Annotated in this window: 24 protein-coding genes and 1 pseudogene; 23 read left to right on the top strand and 2 right to left on the bottom strand. The window is 68.2% G+C overall.

Annotated elements, in window-relative coordinates:
* Nucleotides 1-142: 142 nt before the first annotated feature.
* From CH341_RS36455 to CH341_RS18560, 12 genes are all read left to right on the top strand, one after another.
* Nucleotides 143-460: a DUF2312 domain-containing protein gene (locus CH341_RS36455; RefSeq protein ID WP_111420488.1), complete on the top strand. Its 318-nt coding sequence runs from the start codon at nt 143-145 to the stop codon at nt 458-460.
* Between the two features lie 229 nt (nt 461-689).
* Entirely contained in the window at nt 690-1,967 is a 1,278-nt protein-coding gene (locus CH341_RS18600) for an MT-A70 family methyltransferase (protein WP_170149701.1), read from the top strand.
* On the top strand, nt 1,955-2,338 hold the full coding sequence (locus tag CH341_RS18595; protein ID WP_111420486.1) for a hypothetical protein: 384 nt from the start codon (nt 1,955-1,957) through the stop codon (nt 2,336-2,338). Before CH341_RS18600 ends, CH341_RS18595 begins: the two co-directional genes overlap by 13 nt.
* Complete coding sequence (locus tag CH341_RS18590) at nt 2,335-2,568, top strand: hypothetical protein (RefSeq protein WP_111420485.1); 234 nt, start codon at nt 2,335-2,337, stop codon at nt 2,566-2,568. The genes CH341_RS18595 and CH341_RS18590 overlap by 4 nt, the downstream gene beginning before the upstream one ends.
* A 90-nt stretch (nt 2,569-2,658) precedes the next feature.
* A complete protein-coding gene (locus CH341_RS18585) occupies nt 2,659-4,089 on the top strand; it encodes a helix-turn-helix domain-containing protein (protein ID WP_111420484.1) in 1,431 nt (476 codons plus the stop codon).
* A 110-nt stretch (nt 4,090-4,199) separates the two neighbouring features.
* Nucleotides 4,200-4,448, top strand: coding sequence for a hypothetical protein (locus tag CH341_RS18580; RefSeq protein WP_111420483.1), 249 nt, complete (start codon nt 4,200-4,202; stop codon nt 4,446-4,448).
* Nucleotides 4,448-4,585: a hypothetical protein gene (locus tag CH341_RS34305; RefSeq protein ID WP_170149700.1), complete on the top strand. Its 138-nt coding sequence runs from the start codon at nt 4,448-4,450 to the stop codon at nt 4,583-4,585. Before CH341_RS18580 ends, CH341_RS34305 begins: the two co-directional genes overlap by 1 nt.
* Before the next feature lie 14 nt (nt 4,586-4,599).
* The gene (locus CH341_RS18575) at nt 4,600-4,854 is read left to right on the top strand and encodes a hypothetical protein (RefSeq protein ID WP_111420482.1); all 255 of its coding nucleotides are present in this window, start codon (nt 4,600-4,602) and stop codon (nt 4,852-4,854) included.
* Nucleotide 4,855: 1 nt separating this feature from the next.
* Nucleotides 4,856-6,136: a hypothetical protein gene (locus tag CH341_RS18570; protein WP_111420481.1), complete on the top strand. Its 1,281-nt coding sequence runs from the start codon at nt 4,856-4,858 to the stop codon at nt 6,134-6,136.
* A gap of 28 nt (nt 6,137-6,164) precedes the next feature.
* Nucleotides 6,165-7,172 (top strand): hypothetical protein, encoded by a 1,008-nt coding sequence (locus tag CH341_RS18565; protein ID WP_170149699.1) that lies wholly within the window; start codon nt 6,165-6,167, stop codon nt 7,170-7,172.
* A 104-nt stretch (nt 7,173-7,276) separates the two neighbouring features.
* Entirely contained in the window at nt 7,277-7,564 is a 288-nt protein-coding gene (locus tag CH341_RS33775) for a hypothetical protein (protein WP_146604534.1), read from the top strand.
* Nucleotides 7,565-8,256: 692 nt separating this feature from the next.
* Entirely contained in the window at nt 8,257-8,616 is a 360-nt protein-coding gene (locus tag CH341_RS18560; protein WP_111420479.1) for a hypothetical protein, read from the top strand.
* Between the two features lie 28 nt (nt 8,617-8,644).
* On the opposite strand, the gene CH341_RS18555 is transcribed toward CH341_RS18560, so the two are convergent.
* Nucleotides 8,645-8,848, bottom strand: a complete 204-nt coding sequence (locus tag CH341_RS18555) for a hypothetical protein (protein WP_111420478.1) — start codon at nt 8,846-8,848, stop codon at nt 8,645-8,647.
* A 217-nt stretch (nt 8,849-9,065) separates the two neighbouring features.
* A complete protein-coding gene (locus tag CH341_RS33770; RefSeq protein ID WP_146604533.1) occupies nt 9,066-9,389 on the bottom strand; it encodes a hypothetical protein in 324 nt (107 codons plus the stop codon).
* A 180-nt stretch (nt 9,390-9,569) separates the two neighbouring features.
* Between CH341_RS33770 and CH341_RS18550 the strand changes: the two genes are divergently transcribed.
* From CH341_RS18550 to CH341_RS18505, 11 genes and pseudogenes are all read left to right on the top strand, one after another.
* On the top strand, nt 9,570-9,914 hold the full coding sequence (locus tag CH341_RS18550) for a hypothetical protein (RefSeq protein WP_146604532.1): 345 nt from the start codon (nt 9,570-9,572) through the stop codon (nt 9,912-9,914).
* A 288-nt stretch (nt 9,915-10,202) separates the two neighbouring features.
* Nucleotides 10,203-11,159, top strand: coding sequence for a site-specific integrase (locus tag CH341_RS18545; protein ID WP_111420476.1), 957 nt, complete (start codon nt 10,203-10,205; stop codon nt 11,157-11,159).
* Nucleotides 11,159-11,341 carry a hypothetical protein gene (locus CH341_RS18540; protein ID WP_111420475.1) on the top strand — a complete coding sequence of 61 codons (183 nt, stop codon included), beginning with the start codon at nt 11,159-11,161 and terminating at the stop codon, nt 11,339-11,341. The genes CH341_RS18545 and CH341_RS18540 overlap by 1 nt, the downstream gene beginning before the upstream one ends.
* Before the next feature lie 18 nt (nt 11,342-11,359).
* The gene (locus CH341_RS33765; protein WP_146604531.1) at nt 11,360-11,647 is read left to right on the top strand and encodes a hypothetical protein; all 288 of its coding nucleotides are present in this window, start codon (nt 11,360-11,362) and stop codon (nt 11,645-11,647) included.
* Entirely contained in the window at nt 11,644-11,928 is a 285-nt protein-coding gene (locus CH341_RS18535) for a hypothetical protein (RefSeq protein WP_111420474.1), read from the top strand. The genes CH341_RS33765 and CH341_RS18535 overlap by 4 nt, the downstream gene beginning before the upstream one ends.
* Nucleotides 11,929-12,058: 130 nt before the next feature.
* Nucleotides 12,059-12,298, top strand: coding sequence for a Com family DNA-binding transcriptional regulator (locus tag CH341_RS36450; RefSeq protein WP_111420473.1), 240 nt, complete (start codon nt 12,059-12,061; stop codon nt 12,296-12,298).
* Nucleotides 12,231-13,007 carry a DNA-methyltransferase gene (locus CH341_RS18525; RefSeq protein WP_245431132.1) on the top strand — a complete coding sequence of 259 codons (777 nt, stop codon included), beginning with the start codon at nt 12,231-12,233 and terminating at the stop codon, nt 13,005-13,007. Before CH341_RS36450 ends, CH341_RS18525 begins: the two co-directional genes overlap by 68 nt.
* Nucleotides 13,001-13,723, top strand: coding sequence for a hypothetical protein (locus tag CH341_RS18520; protein ID WP_111420471.1), 723 nt, complete (start codon nt 13,001-13,003; stop codon nt 13,721-13,723). Before CH341_RS18525 ends, CH341_RS18520 begins: the two co-directional genes overlap by 7 nt.
* Before the next feature lie 163 nt (nt 13,724-13,886).
* Nucleotides 13,887-14,192, top strand: coding sequence for a hypothetical protein (locus CH341_RS18515; protein ID WP_245431131.1), 306 nt, complete (start codon nt 13,887-13,889; stop codon nt 14,190-14,192).
* 1 nt (nt 14,193) lies between these two features.
* On the top strand, nt 14,194-14,790 hold the full coding sequence (locus tag CH341_RS18510; RefSeq protein ID WP_111420470.1) for a hypothetical protein: 597 nt from the start codon (nt 14,194-14,196) through the stop codon (nt 14,788-14,790).
* A pseudogene (locus CH341_RS18505) lies at nt 14,738-14,943 on the top strand (hypothetical protein); the annotation flags it as partial. The gene CH341_RS18510 and the pseudogene CH341_RS18505, both read left to right, overlap by 53 nt.

The following is a 14,943-nucleotide window of genomic DNA, read 5'->3' as shown; positions in this document are numbered from 1 at the left end:
TCGAGTAGGCCATCAGCCACAGGCCGCCGGCGTAGAGCAGGGTTCCGATCGTCATCACGCGGACCGTGCCGAACCGGCCGACGCTGCGCCCCGGGCGGGCCGAGCTGCGAGTGGCGGCTTGCATGAGGAGGGCGGCCTGACCATGGGCCGGATCGCCACTGTCGATCAGGACGTCGAAACCGGTGCCAGCGACACGTATGCCGCCGGCGCCGACCGTGATCTCGCAAGCGCGGCCGTCAAGGGTCAGCTCCGCTCTCTCGTCGAGCGCATCGAGACGCTCGAGGAGGAGAAGAAGGCAATCGCTGACGACATCAAGGACGTGTTCGCCGAGGCGAAGGGCAACGGATTCGACACCAAGGCGCTGCGCGCCGTGATCAAGCTGCGCGCCCAGGACAAGGACGAGCGCGCCGAGCAGGAGGCGATCCTCGACACCTACAAGGCCGCGCTGGGGATGATCTGAGATGGCGCGCCGCGACAACACCAGCGTCTCGATCGTCGTTCCCGGCAGAGCGCCTGTGACGATCACGGGCGAGACACTGTCCCGGGTGGCGCGGGACGTCGGGCGGCCCGGGACCGCCTCGCACGCTGCCCTTCAGCGAGCCGTAGCTACCGCAAAGAGCGCGCCGCATCCGCGCGCTGCCATCGCCGGTGCCGTGGCCGACGTGCTTGCCGAGAGCTCGGACACCCCTGTGCCGCGGTATCCGAACCTGACGGCCCATCCACTCGCCGAGCTTTTTCCGCTGCTGTCCGGACCCGAGTTCGACTCCTTCGCCGCGAGCGTCGGCACCGGGCTGATGCATCCGATCGTTCTGCTCGACGGCCGGATCCTCGACGGTCGCAACCGGTGGCGGGCGCTGGTGCATCTCGAGGAGCGAGGCGTCGTGCCAGCCGACCTGCTGGATCCGGACACGAGCGGCGCATTCGTCACCTTCGACAATCGAAACTTTCGGCAGGACATCATCGACGCTGGTCCGCTCGCCTTCGTGATCAGGGAGAACCTCGACAGGCGGCATCTGAGCGAGAGCCAGCGCGCCATGCTGGCGGCCCGCATCGCGACGCTCAGAGAGGGGCGGCCGCCGGCAGCGCCGCGCTGCGCGGCCGACGAAACTCCGCCAATCGGCGGAGTTTCCGCGGAGGCCGCCGGCGCCATGATGAACGTCGGCACCCGCTCTGTGGAGCGGGCCCGCACCGTGATCCGCGAGGCGGCGCCGGAGACGATCGCGGCGGTCGACCGCGGGGGCCTTCGGCTGTCGGTCGCCGAGACCATCGCGCGGCTGCCGGTGGAGACGCAGCGCGAGATCGTCGCCGCGGCCGACCCCAAGGCCTTCCGTGCGGTGGTGAAGGTGCGACGGGCGGAGGAGCAGCAGGAGAAGAAGCTCCGCCGAGACGCCCGAGAGCGCGTTCTCGGAGTCGTGCAGCGGTCGCTACCGCAGGGCCGCCGCTACGGCGTCATCCTGGCCGACCCCGAGTGGCAGTTCTTGACCCGCTCCGAACTCGGCATGGATCGCGCCGCGGCGAACCATTATCCGGTGTCGCCGACCGAGACGATCGCGGCGCGCGACGTGGAAAGCATCGCGGCGCGCGACTCCATCCTCGGCCTATGGGCGACCGGCGCCATGATCGAGGACGCCCTCGCGGTGATGAGGGCCTGGGGCTTCGTCTACAAGAGCCAGATCGTCTGGACCAAGCCCGGCATGGGCAACGGCTACTGGTTCCGTGAGTGCCACGAACTGCTGCTGGTCGGCACCCGCGGCAGCGTGCCGGCGCCGGCGATGGGCACCCAGTGGCGCAGCGTCCGCGAGGCGCCGCGCGGCGCCCACAGCGAGAAGCCGGACTGGCAGTACGAGCTGTTCGAGCAGTTCTATCCGACGTTCACGAAGATCGAGCTGAACGCTCGCGCCACGCGGCCGGGCTGGGATCGGTGGGGCTACGAGGCTCCGGTCGGGGAGGGCGCATGCGCGTCATGATTCCAAGTCCCGTCGGCGCCGCCCGCTGGTCGGCCGGCATCGCGGCCGCCGTGGGGAGCGGCGTGGCCGCGGGTCTTGCTACGGCCGTCGTGATCTGGTGCGCGGTCCTGTTCAGCTTGGGGGCGGTCGCCTGGGCGACATTGGTCGACGTTGTCGTCCGCTTGTGGTCCGGGCTGCGCTGGGCTTTCCGGCGATGGCACACGAGCCGGCGGGCAGACGAGGGCACGACCTGGGCCGACGTGGGGCTGATAGCGATCCTGACCACCATTGCCGGCCTCGTCCTGGCCGATGAGTTCGTGTCGCCACTCGCGTCGCGCACTAAGGCGCGTCTGCAGCGACTGCAGGCGCACATGCGGTGGAGGTGGCTGTGAGTGAGGGGCTGGACGAGGATGAGGTGTTCTTCGCCGCGGAACTGAGCATCAGCCCATGCTTCGGCTGCCGCGCCGTCCACCTGGACCTGATCGACGAGGACGGCGCCGTCGGCGCGCGGGCGATCGTCGAGGTCGCGGAGATCGACCGGACCGTCGCAGCGCTGCTGGACTGCAGGCGACGGATCGAGCGCGTTCGCGATTCAATCGGAGCCTGCGAGGGGGAGGCCTGACATGTGGCTGGACCCTGATGGCGTCGCGAGCGAGGCGGCCGGGAGGGTGCACGGCATGAACGGGAGTTTCAAGACCAGGAGTAATGCGTCATGAGCATCGTGATCACGTCGACATCGCCCGGTGCAGCACCCGTGCTGATGGCGAGGGCGGCCGCCGCGGCGTGGCCGCAGGCCAGGGCAGCGCTGCGCAGCGCGGTGGGAGCCGACGCCTACGACGCATGGCTCGGCAGCCTGCATCTCGAAGCGCTGCGCGGCGGTACGGCGCATCTGACCGTGCCCACCCGGTTCCTGCGCACCTGGATCGAGCAGCACCATCGCGACGTAATCCTGGCGGCGCTGCGCAAGGCCGGGTTTGCGGTCGATCGGGTGGAGATTGCGCTGCGATCCGTCGCGATCGTGACGCCGGCGCGCTGCAGGCCGCATGCCGGCGGTGGAGTGCCGGTCGGCGCGCCGTCCGCCGACCTCCCGCAGTCGGGAGTGACTGCGCCGGTCGTGGTGTCGTCGCCGCTCGACGGGCGGATGACCTTCGACACCTTCGCGGTGGGCGCCGCCAACCGGCTGGCGCATGCGGCCGTGCGATCCGTCGTGGAGGGGAGAGGCGAATTCCTGCTGCTGGTCGTCCACGGTGAGACGGGCCTCGGCAAGACGCACCTGCTGCAGGCGGCAGGCCACGCGCTCGCGCCGGGGGCGCTCTACATCTCGGCCGAGCAGCTGAGATTCTCGCACGACGCCGCCTCACGCGCCGTGCCAGCTGCGGTCTGGCGGTCGGCCCTGGTCGAAGCCCCCGTGCTGATGCTCGACGACCTCCACATCCTGGTCAGGGCCGGCAGGGCTCTGCCGGCCGAGGTCGTCCACATCCTCGACCAGCGGTCTTTCCGGGCACTACCGACCGTGGTCGCGGTCGACCTGCCGGTCGGCAAGATGGAGGGCGAGGAGCGGCTGTTGTCCCGCCTGAAGGGCGGCCTCGACGTCGGCCTGGGGCTGCCGGAGGAAGCGCTTCGCCGCGACATCGTGATCACCAAGCTGGCGGCGATCGCCGAGCGCCATGCCGGCTTCGTGCTGCCCGCCGACGTCATCGACCTGCTGGTGACGGCCATCGCAAAGAGCCCGCGCGATCTCGAGGGCGCGCTCGCGCGCCTGCTGCTCCACCGGGGCGCCGACGGCGCGGCGCCGGACCTAGCCGCGGCGGAACGGGCGATCGGCGACCTGGTCGGCGTCCGCCGGCCGAATCCGTCGATCGAGACGATCCAGCGGGTCGTCGGCCGCCGTTATCACGTCACCCCTCTGGACATCCGGTCGGCGCGTCGCACCGCCAATCTCGTGAAGCCCCGCCAAGTGGCCATGTGGCTGGCCAAGACGATGACGTTGCGCTCGCTGCCAGAGATCGGGCGCCGCTTCGGCGGCCGCGACCACACCACCGTGCTGCACGCCTTCCGCAAGATCGAACGCTTGCGGGACGACGACGAGGAACTCGCCGCCGAGCTGCAGTCGCTCGCCCAAGCGATCGAGCGGGAGGCGTGATGGTTCGCCCCCTGACTGAAGGGCCGGTCCGCAAGGGCGGCCGGAACGCCACGTTCCAGTTCACCGGTCGTCCGCCGGCCCCGGCGCCGATCACAACGAGGAGACCATGCATGTCGAAGTTCGCGCTCGGAGAGCCCGTCAAGGACAGCATCACGGGATTCGAAGGCGTCGCCACCGGGCGGGCCGAGTACATCACCGGCTGCAGCCAGGTCCTGGTGGCGCCCCCGGTCGACGACAAGGGCTGCTTCCGGGATGCGCACTGGATCGACGAGCAGCGCCTCGAGCCGACGCACGCGCAGCGGGTCGTGCTCGACAACGGCACGACGCCGGGCTGCGACGTCGCTCCGCCGATCCGCTGATGTGTTCCGCCGCTCAGATCGCCAACAGCACGGCGGCCATCGTCGGCGTGCTGGCGCTCGGCGTGGTGATCGGCGGAATCGTCGTGGGGCTTGCGCGCAGCGCGTCCCAGTATCGGGGGGCGGGGCGCGGCGAGTAGGGGAGGGAAGTGGAATGCAGTTCGAGAGCCGCTTCGCGCTGTTTCAGCGCGTCACGATCGACGGGGACGTTTCGATCGTCGGCACCGTGACGGCACTGTGCTTTCGCGGCACGCGGCAGACCGTCGCCGAGGTCTCGTGGTTCCACAACGGCGACGCCAAGACGGGATGGTTCGAGGAAGAACGCCTCGCCCTCGAAGGTGCACGCGATCGTCCCGCCGGGATGACGGCCTGCAGCATGGGCCTGGTGCAACCATGGCCGAGGCCCTGACGTGCCGGCGCTCGATCTCCTGGACTTGGTCGACGACCCGGTGGTGCAGCAGCTGCCGGCGCGGTCATTCCGGCTGCTCGTCAACCTGGTGGGCTTGGCGCAGGACGGTCCGCTGCCGGCGCGGGACCGGCTCGCCTGGCGCCTGCATCTGACCGAAGCTGCACTGGCGCGCGACGTCGCACCGCTCGTCGCCGCAGGGCGGGTGTTTGAGGACGGCGACGTGATCACCCTTGCTGGCGGGGCGCCGCGGGGGCGGCCGGAATCCGCGCCCAAAGCCCCGCCCGCCCCAGCGTCCCAGCCCGCTGCAGAGGGACCGCGCATCGATGCGACTTCACCCACCACCCCCACCGACACGCCTGCCGGAGCTGCCGCTGTCGGCTCGCGGGAACGCACCCGCGCGTGGCGCGAGCGGAAGCGGGCGGAGAAGGAAGGCCAGGGCCGGCTCGCGCTGTTCTCGACGGTGACGGGCGGTGACGCGGTGACGCGTCACACCGTCACCGGTGACGCCGGTGACGCGTCACACCCCGTCACCGCGTCACCGCATCAGCATTTTCAACGGCTTACGAGCGTCACACCAACCGTCACCGGCGTCACACCCCTCCATAGAGAGAGTCTTTCTTATAAGACTCTAGAAAACCAGACTCAGACTCTCGCGCGCGAGGGTGACGCGGTGACGGGATGTGACGCGTCACCGCCCCGCACCGACATCGCCGCCGCGCGAGCAGCCTACGACCGCTTTCGCCCGCTCTACCCGAAGCCGGCCAGCATGGACCCGCGGCAGCCGGCCGAGCAGGAGTTTCTTCGGCTGGTGCTGCGGGAGGGGGTTGATCCGGAGCGCGTCATCGCCGCCCTGGGTCCGTTCGCGGCGCAGCTCAAGCGGGATCGCATCGAAGCACGCTTCGTGCCGTCGTCGGTCCGCTGGTTGCGCGAGCGGCGGTTCGACGATCTCGCGCCGATCGTTGGCCAGCCGCCGTCCGGAGAGGCGGTGCGCTGCGCGGCGGCGAAGCCTCCGGACCCTTGGCTGGTGCCAGTGCTTCGGCAGCTGTCGGCCCATATCGGGGCCGATCTGACGAACGCCTGGTTCTCTCAGCTGTCGGTCCGGCACCAGCCCGGCGGCGTGATGCTGGCGGCGCCGTCGGATTTCGTCGCCGCCACGATCGAGGCCCGGCACGCCGAGCAGCTGCGGCGGGCGGTGGCGGCCGTGCATGGCGAGACGCGGGTGATGATCACCGGCCCGTGCACGGTCGCGCCGGCCCCGCGGCAGGCGAGGGCCCCGCCCTGACGGCAATTTCGTACCGGCCAATAGTCCTGTGGTTACCGTTAATTCCGGAAAGGACCGGATTTATGTAAGGATCATGATCCGGTATTGTGAATGGAACCCCACCGCCGGAAAGGCCGAGGAATTGAGTCCAGGTTCGCCCGTACCGGCTGCGCGCCGCCGGCTGCTGGATGTCGAGGATGCCCTCCGCTGGGCCTACCGCGACGAACTGCCCAAGCGTGGGGCGGGGGCATCGTCCGGCGTATCGCCGATGTTCAGCCTGATCGCCTACGGCACCCATGTGGACAACAGCAACCGAGAGCCGGGCTTTCCGGCGGCACTCGGGGAGCCCCACCCCGATGCGATCCTGATCGAGCAGGCAGTGGCTGCGCTCGATCGCTTTTCTGGGTTTACCGTCGCCGGAGCCGATCTCGGCACTGGAATCGGCTTCGTCGTCGACCAGGATCGGGCGGTGCGACACGCCACGGCCGGCATGGTCGGACAGATCGTCGTGCATGCCCGGATGGGCAATCGGCCCGTTTGCCATCCGCCGGCGTTCTCCTGCGGCCCCGCCATCGGCCCCAACGGCAAGCCGAAGGTGTCGCTGACTGTCACTGCGGTCAACCAAGACGACCTGATCCCCACGCCGTGGACCTTCGACGAACCGGCCAAGGCGACGCGGGCCGGCCGCTACCCGACCGGCGCCTTCTGCCCGCTGACCTGGACCCCGACGCCGACCAGCGTGATCGAGGAGCGGGCCGACTATCTGGCCTGGTGGCTCGGTCTCGACCAGCTCGCCCGGGATCTCTCGCTCGCCAGCATCGCCGTCCTGGCGCCGTCGGCGCCAATGCGACCTTGGGCCGGCGATCGCGAGCGCGGCAAGCCACCGGCGCTGTTCCGGCCCGACGCTCCGGTGTATCGCGCCGTCAGGACGGCCGCGGAGGCCGCAAGGAGCGGCGCAGCCCAGCGTCGGCGTGGAGAACGCCGCCCTCCAGGGGCTCCGCCACCACGCCTAGCCTCCGTGCCGGGACGGGGCAACGGAGGACGGCAGGCCGGGTGAGGCCTGTCGGGTTCGAGCCTGTCAGCTACCTCACAGGTGTGGCACGCTCAACCACCGAGTTGGGTTGCCTCAGCCATCTCTTTCGGTAGCATCAGGGCACTTCCGTGCAGGAAGGTCGCTGGAGCGTCGCCAAAATGGGATCCCGAGATTCCTCACTGGGTGTATTCCGCTTCACCGTTCACGAGATCGACATCGGCTGGGGATGGGAGGTGTGGGACGAACAGGACGTTCTCGTCTCACACGGCGTCGCACGAACAATGCCCGCGGCGCGAGGTGAAGCCTTCATCAGCGCCAACCGGATGGTTTTTCGGCAGGCGCTCGAAGATGCGCCGGGAGGTTCGGAATCGACGCTACCCTTCTCCGAGTGCCCGCCTTTGCCGTTCGGTAACTGAAGTCTTAGCGGAGTTTTAGCGAAAGGGTACGGCGCGCAGGGCCAGCTGTCCGGCCGGGAATGCAGCCGGTGGTGCTTTCCGGACGCCCGGTGTCTCGCGTGTTCAGGCCGGCGGCGGCGAGGCGCGCAATGTCCGTCCGAATCCGTGGCGAGTGCCGCCCTATCGGTAACTCGCACCGGTGCATTACGGCGTCGAGGTTATGCTCGTCGATAGGATCGGCGACGCAAGTACCGTCAGCACTGAAAGAAATTTTGATTTTTGGATTACAGATCTACCTGCCCTGTACCAGAAACGCGTCTAAGCTCTACGTGTTTCCCGAGCGTGCACGGAGCAAGCGATGATGACGGGTGCACAACTGAATTAGCTGCTCAGCCTTCGGGAGGACCGGCTCGGATACCGCAGGTACATTCCTCACCCGAGGACTGTCACGCAATGTCAGTCGCTGGGCTGGGTCGAGTATTGTTCGGCCGAACACGGGCGTGGCTTCTGGTGCTTGACCGACTCGGGATTGACAGCGCTCGAAGAACTTAATGGAGACGATTTCGGCAGTCCACCACTCAGCCCGGGCTTCACTGTTCGCAGAAGTCCAACTTAATGGAAGCGAGTTCGACCGGTTCTGCCCCACGTCTGATGCGAAACGGAACAACCGACGCGTTGAGACTTTAACGGCGATAGCCCGGAGGCGATCTGCGATGAGTATGTCTCAGAAGATGCTGCCTCCGCCGGGCCATCAGCTGCTTGCTTCAGTAGTCCACGGGGACCAAGTTCACTTCCTGATGTTGGCGCCCTCCACCCGGGCCGGAGCGCTGTTGGTTCGCCTTCTCACTGTCGATGTCGCGGGTCGGCGCAAGCTCCACGTCGTGCAGGAGCCGGTGCTGCGGGACCAGGTGGTCCAGGTGGTCGACACCATCGTGGACGCCGACTGGGATGATGCTGATTGTTTCGTGACCGCTCGCGAACCCGAGGACACCGCTTCTTGGCGGAAGGCGTCGTCTGATGCCGAGGCTCTTGCAGAAGCAGCATCGGCGTCCCGCCGCAGGACCTATCACTAGCGGCCACAACGACGCCTGATGCTCTGCGTCAGTTGCTGAACGCACGCCGGAGTTCAGCCACGTCGTCCGCATCGGCGACGGTGACAAGGTCACCGAAGTCCAACCCAAGGCCTGATGCAATCTCGTAAGCGAGTCGGGGCTGTCCGCGCCGAGCAACATCGGCGAGCACCAACGAAATCCCCTCGAGCATTGCTCGGGCGGTGGCGGCCGTCTCTTTGGAATCGTCGCTCATTCGACTTTTTACCGGTGACCTGCAATCAGGTTCCTGACTCCGAACAGTGGTGAGAGTCCCGCCGTCCACAGCCGGACCGGAACCGGTGTTCGCTCTTGGGCGCGGCTCGGCCAGGTTCGGGCGGCGGGACGCTCAGCCTATGACCTCTTGGCCTCGTTCTGCCTTCGGAGGAGACCTGATCGGGTTCTCGCGGATGTTTCTCCAGGTGGAGAGGGGTTCATGAGGATTCCGAGCCGTACGCGCGGAGGACCACCGACCGCAGCTGTTTCCCCCAACCTTCGGGCCAGGTGAACCCTCCTTCGACAAATTCGATCGCGTAGGAGGCGAGAGCGCGTACGCCAAAAATCGTCGTGGGAGTGACTTCGACCAGAGTCCAGGCTGCAGCCTCCGCATCCGCTCGCATTCTGTCTAAAGCTGCGCGTCGCTCCGGATCTGCCGGATCTTCTTCGGCAATCGACAAAAATGCCTGGTGAGTGGCGTGGGCTACGCGATGATGGCGGATTGCCTCAAACGTCGGGTCCGGATCGGTATTTTCCAACATCGGTTCCCTGGTACTCTGTACCGATCCGCTTTAACTTGCCGGGGCGCTCGTTGTTCCCGGGCCTCTACCGCTTGACATCCATCTGGAACTTGACGATCCTCAAGTCATCAGTTCTGCGCCTCGTGCCTCCGGGCCGGGGCGTTTCGTGTATCTGGGGCATGCATGCCCGGGGGCCGTGATGTGAACGACATCCGCTCCGCCACCCCGGCCACGCCGCTGTCGGCCTTTGCCGATGAGGTCGCCGGCTTGGCGGCCAGGATCAGGCAGACCCGGTTCCGCGGCAGCGAGCGCTACGTGATGGACACCGATTCGCTGCGGCGAGAGCTAACGGATTTGTCCGAACGCATGCGTCGCGTCGCGTCCGAAGCAATGCCTTCGTCACCGGCCTCCGCTCCCGCAATCGCCGCGGTGTTCGGATCACCCGACGACCGGATGGACAGGCCCGCTCTGCGACGGCCGGTGTTCACCAGCACCACCGACCAGCACGGCAGGCCCGTCGTCGTGGAGCGGCGCCGGCGTGGATGACAAGCATTCGTGTCAGTTTGCGGAATTCTAAAATTTCGCAAACTCGACGGCGGAGAGCGCCCGATTAGTGGGGCGAGAAGCAAGGGTAGCGGCTCTCTCGGGCTTGCGACGATCCGGCTCTCCGACCTTTCTGTCACTGTTCCGGTAATTCCTATTCCCGGAAGCTTCGGTTCGCACCCTGCAGGTGTGCCTATCACCTCGTGATTTCATGACTTTGGTGGGTGCGCACGGGCGGAAACGCCCCTGCGAACACCCCGGTTCGCACGTTCCTCCTGCAGGAGATCAGCGATGCCCGAGCTCGCGACGCGACAGGGTAGCGCTGCGGCGCCCGGTTTCACGGATGTACTGAACCGGGCCGCCGACTATGCCGCCGCCGACAAGGCGGCTTCGACCCGCTCGGCCTACCGGGCGGACTGGGAGCACTTCCGCCTCTGGTGCGAAGCGCACGGTGAAGGGCCGCTGCCGGCTGCTCCCGCGGCCGTGGCGGCGTATCTGGTCGCCATGGCCGACCAGGGGCGGTCGGTGTCGACCATCGCGCGCCGCCTCGCTGCCGTCTCGCACGCTCACCGGCTGGCTGGCCACCCGGAGCCGAGCGGTGCCGCGCCGATCAAAGCGGTGCTGCGTGGCATCCGGCGCACCCTGGGCGTCGCGCCTTCGCGCAAGACTCCGGCCGTCGCCGACACGCTCGTGGCGATGCTGGCGCAGATGCCCGACACGCTCACTGGGCTGCGGGATCGTGCCCTGCTGCTGATCGGCTTCGCCGGTGCGCTGCGCCGCTCCGAGCTCGTCGGCCTCGACGTCGCCGACATCGACCGGTGCCCTCAGGGCATCGTCCTCCACCTCGCCTTTTCGAAGACCGACCAGGAGGGCGAGGGCCAGGCGATCGCCGTCCCGCACGGCACGACGCTGCACCCGGTCGCCGCGCTCGACGCCTGGCTGACGGCGGCCGCGATCGCCGAGGGGCCGGTGTTTCGGCCGATCGACCGGCGCGGCCGCGTCGGCACGACCCGCCTCACCGACCGCAGCGTCGCCCTGATCGTGAAGCGCTGGGCCAGCGCCGCCGGTCTCGATCCGGCGACCTTCGCGGGCCATTCGCTGCGCGCCGGCTTCGTCACCGAGGCGCTGAATGGCGGTGTCGATCCGCTCGACATTGCTCGCGTCACGCGTCACCGCCGGCTCGAGACCCTGCAGGTCTACGACCGGCGCGCGCCCTTCGCGGGCCACGCTGGCAAAGGATTTCTCTGATGGGAGAGGTCGTCGGGCTCGCTGCGTTCCGAAAGCAGATCGCCGCGCGGGAGCCACACGCCTGCATCGGCTGTGCCGAAAAGGTGGAGGCGACCCGTCTGCGGTGTGACGCCTGTCAGTACGCCTTCGAGGCATGCATCAAGCGCCTGGTCGACGACGCGGCCCCGCCGACGTCGTTCTGATCAGGCCGAGGCGATCCGATGACAGAGCGCATCCAGTGCCGACACTGCGACAATCCTGACCGCGATCACCGGCCCTGCCGTTGGACGTGGTGGCAGCCATGGCTGAGGAACAACGAAGCCTACACTCCGCCCTGCGAGTTCGATCGCGAGGACGAAGGCGCCGCCCGAGCGCGCCGAGCAGCCAATCGCAACACGGTGGTGTTCCTGGTCTTCGTGGCCGTCGTCACGGCCGGATGGTGGGCCATGACCAGAGGCATCGAATGGATGCACCTGCACATGTGGATGGGCCCGGGCCTGCGGCCGTGAGCGCCACCGAAACACCGGCGATCGCGTCGAGCTATTTGGCGCTCCTGCGAGAGCTGAGCTCGCGCGGCGTCGATATCACGTCGCGCTCGGTGGTGCCCCAGGTCGAGTCACACGACTGCTTCGGCGCCACGTTGTGGTGCGTCGACGTGTCGGGAGATCGGCCGGTCCATCTCGGCCGAGTCCTCGGCCCGCACGACGGTTTCTTCAAGACACCGGACGAGCTGCGCGCCGCGCTGCGCGCCGACAGTGACGTGTCATCGGCCGCGACGAGCGGCGGGTGACAGGGCCGGGTTTCCCCGGCCGCGGGCCTCGTTTGGCGACCAGTCCCGCGGAGCGACGCACACGGATGGCCGCTACCCCGTCGCCGCTCTTGCGAGCGAGCCGAGGGTGGCAGGATCCGGTTAACGACCCATGGAGAGTGTCCGCTGCGCCTCGTGCGAGGCGCTGCTGTTCCGGGCGGCCGCTTGCGCCGTTGTCGGGACGATCGAGATCAAGTGCCGCCGCTGCGGCACAATGAACATCATGAGGCCGAACGAGCCCTCGCGCGAACGCCCCGAGCGTCGTGATGGAGGGGGGAGGGCTCATGAAGACCGATTTCGTGCGTCGGGGAGACGTGTGGGGGCTCGGCCCGCATCGACTCGTCTGCGGTGATGCGACCGATGCCGAAGTGGCCGCGGCCGCTCTGGACGGCGCAGCGCCGCTGCTGATGGTCACCGACCCGCCTTACGGAGTGAACTACGACCCCACCTGGCGCTGTGCCGTGATCGACCGGGCGACCGGCACCACAAGCAAGGCGGGCCGCGCGGTCGGTCTCGTGACCAACGATCACCGCGCCGACTGGGCCGACGCTTTCCGGCACTTCCGGGGGGACATCGCCTATGTGTGGCACGGTGCTCTCAACGGCACGGTGGTGCGCTCCGCTCTCGAAGGCGTGGGCTTTTTTCCGCGCTCGCAGATCGTCTGGGACAAGGGCCGCCTGATCCTGTCCCGCGGCCACTATCATTGGCGGCACGAGCCCTGCTGGTACGCGGTGCGCAAGGGGCGCACGGCGCACTGGGTCGGCGGCCGAAAGCAAACGACGGTGTGGCTGATCCCTCACCGGCGATCGGAGACGGGACATTCGGCGCAGAAGCCGATCGACTGCATGCGGCGCCCGATCGAGAACCACACGGTGGCCGGCGACGCGGTCTACGACCCGTTCCTGGGATCGGGGACGACGCTCGTCGCGGCCGAGATGACGGCCCGCCTGTGCCGCGCCGTCGAGCTCGAGCCCAGCTACGTGGCGATCGCCATCGGGCGCTGGGAGGCCATGACGGGACGGAAGGCCGAGCTGCTGCAGCGGGAACCCTCGACGTGCTGACCTTCGATTTTCGCGAGTGGGAGATCAAGGCGAGCGCGATCGATGGAGCGTCGCGGCAGGTGCCGTTCGTCATCGCTTATGCGCTGACCAAGTCGATGCAGGACGCCCGGGAGGCTGAACGAACCGAGATGGTCTCGGTGTTCGATCGTCCCCGTGCTTACACGCTCAACTCGATGCGCGTCATTCCCGCGACCAAGCAGACGCTGACCGCAGAGCTGTCGTTCAAGACGGGGTCTCGGCCAGCATCAAAGTGGCTTGCCCCGGAGGTCACGGGGGGATCACGGCAGGTCAAAGCATTCGAGCGGATGCTGGCAGCGAAGGGCGCGCTGAAGCCTGGTGAGTTCGTTGTCCCCGGGAAGGGCGTTCGCCTCGACGCTCAAGGGAACATCCCGAGGGCCACGCTCATGGCCATCGCGCAATCGCTCGGGATCGTGGCGAGCAGGCCGACACGCAAAGGCGTGCCGGCGAAGCGACAACAGAAGCCAGTCTTCGTGGTGCGGTCGGGTCTTCTGCATCCGGGCGTGTACCAGCGGAGCGGAGGTCGCGGGATCGTGCCGCTCCTCCTGTTCGTCACCTCGCCCACCTACGAGAAGCGGCTGCACTACTACGAGACGGCGCGACGTGTCGTGCCAGAGTCGTTCCGGCGGCATTTCCATGAGGGTTGGCAGCGGTTCGTCGTGGACGACGTCCGTCGCTCGGTCCGCCGCGCCGGGTGACCGGTCCGTCATCCTGATGCTGAATCGCAACAGTGTGACGTGTTTCCCGGGTCCTCCCCAGGGGGGGCGGCGGCGCGGGTAATTCGGACCCCGGGCCATCCCGGGGTGCGAACCACGAAAAAGGGGTTCGCACCGGTTCGCAGTTCGCACCCGTGAGGCCAACGTGATCGACATCGCGCCGGTGGCGACCGGTGAGGACCGCACGATGGCGGTGCCGCCCGGGGCAGTGGTTCGCACCGGCTATGTCGACCTGTTCGCGGTGAGGCTCGCGTGCCGCGAGCGGATGGCGGTCGGAGACGTCAAGGCGGCGTTCGAGCGGCGCCTGCAGCTCGGCGACCATCAACCGTGGCCATGCCCGCGCGGACACTGGGAGGGCGATACGTTCGTCCTGGTCGATGGGCGCCACGAGTACGTGGCCGCGCTGATGCTCGGCCACGAGCACATCCTGGTGGCATGGTGCGAGCGGTAGCATGGCAGCCGGCATCTCGATCCGCGAGTTCGCCCGCCGCGAGGGCGTGAGCGACACGCTGGTCCGTAAGGCGCTCCGCAAGGGGACGCTGGCTGCGGGCGCCGACGGCAAGCTCGACGCGCGGCTGGTCGGCAGCGACTGGCGGGCGGCGAACCGACCGGCCGAGGATCGGCGGTCGCACGTGCCGCCGTCCGCGACGGCCGCCGAAACTCCGCCGATCGGCGGAGTTTCCGGAAGCGAAGGACAATCCGTCGCCGACGCGCTCGACGGGTTGTCCAGCGACCCACGCACATGGTCGCTCGCACAGGCCGAACGCTGGAAGGAAATCTACCTCGCGCTCCAGCGGCAGCTGAAGTTCGAGGTCGAGTCCGGCCGCTATGTCGCGATCGACGAGGTCGTGCAGCAGGTCGAGCGCGAGTACGCCACCGTCCGCGAGCGCCTGCTGGTGATCCCCGGCAAGCTCGCCGCCATGCTGCTCGGTCTCGATCGAGAGGCGATCGAGGCGGCGCTGCAGGGCGAAATCGTCGAAGCCCTGGGGGAATTGCATGACCCGGCCCTCGGCGACCGGGCCGGAGATTCTGGCGCGCCGCCTTCGTGAGGCGCGGCGATCGCTGAAGCCGCCGCCGGTCCTGACCCTGGTCGAATGGGCCGACACGTATCGTCAGGTGTCACCCAAGACCTCGGCCTCGCCCGGCCAGTGGAAGACCGCAGCGCAGCCCGTCGCCTACGGCCCGTTCCTGGCCGTGACCAC

It is taken from the genome of Rhodoplanes roseus (assembly GCF_003258865.1).
GTDB classification, from domain to species: Bacteria; Pseudomonadota; Alphaproteobacteria; order Rhizobiales; family Xanthobacteraceae; genus Rhodoplanes; species Rhodoplanes roseus.
This window is presented reverse-complemented; position numbering and strand designations above follow the sequence as displayed.

Excerpts from the sequence above, each read along its gene's own strand:
- CH341_RS18540 (WP_111420475.1), top strand. The coding sequence starts at position 11,159 with ATGGGAGAGGTCGTCGGGCTCGCTGCGTTCCGAAAGCAGATCGCCGCG.
- CH341_RS18545 (WP_111420476.1), top strand. The coding sequence starts at position 10,203 with ATGCCCGAGCTCGCGACGCGACAGGGTAGCGCTGCGGCGCCCGGTTTC.
- CH341_RS36450 (WP_111420473.1), top strand. The coding sequence starts at position 12,059 with ATGGAGAGTGTCCGCTGCGCCTCGTGCGAGGCGCTGCTGTTCCGGGCG.
- CH341_RS18560 (WP_111420479.1), top strand. The coding sequence starts at position 8,257 with ATGAGTATGTCTCAGAAGATGCTGCCTCCGCCGGGCCATCAGCTGCTT.
- CH341_RS36455 (WP_111420488.1), top strand. The coding sequence starts at position 143 with ATGGGCCGGATCGCCACTGTCGATCAGGACGTCGAAACCGGTGCCAGC.
- CH341_RS18575 (WP_111420482.1), top strand. The coding sequence starts at position 4,600 with ATGCAGTTCGAGAGCCGCTTCGCGCTGTTTCAGCGCGTCACGATCGAC.
- CH341_RS18585 (WP_111420484.1), top strand. The coding sequence starts at position 2,659 with ATGAGCATCGTGATCACGTCGACATCGCCCGGTGCAGCACCCGTGCTG.
- CH341_RS18595 (WP_111420486.1), top strand. The coding sequence starts at position 1,955 with ATGCGCGTCATGATTCCAAGTCCCGTCGGCGCCGCCCGCTGGTCGGCC.
- CH341_RS18510 (WP_111420470.1), top strand. The coding sequence starts at position 14,194 with ATGGCAGCCGGCATCTCGATCCGCGAGTTCGCCCGCCGCGAGGGCGTG.
- CH341_RS34305 (WP_170149700.1), top strand. The coding sequence starts at position 4,448 with ATGTGTTCCGCCGCTCAGATCGCCAACAGCACGGCGGCCATCGTCGGC.
- CH341_RS18525 (WP_245431132.1), top strand. The coding sequence starts at position 12,231 with ATGAAGACCGATTTCGTGCGTCGGGGAGACGTGTGGGGGCTCGGCCCG.
- CH341_RS33770 (WP_146604533.1), bottom strand. The coding sequence starts at position 9,389 with ATGTTGGAAAATACCGATCCGGACCCGACGTTTGAGGCAATCCGCCAT.
- CH341_RS33765 (WP_146604531.1), top strand. The coding sequence starts at position 11,360 with ATGACAGAGCGCATCCAGTGCCGACACTGCGACAATCCTGACCGCGAT.
- CH341_RS18555 (WP_111420478.1), bottom strand. The coding sequence starts at position 8,848 with ATGAGCGACGATTCCAAAGAGACGGCCGCCACCGCCCGAGCAATGCTC.
- CH341_RS18580 (WP_111420483.1), top strand. The coding sequence starts at position 4,200 with ATGTCGAAGTTCGCGCTCGGAGAGCCCGTCAAGGACAGCATCACGGGA.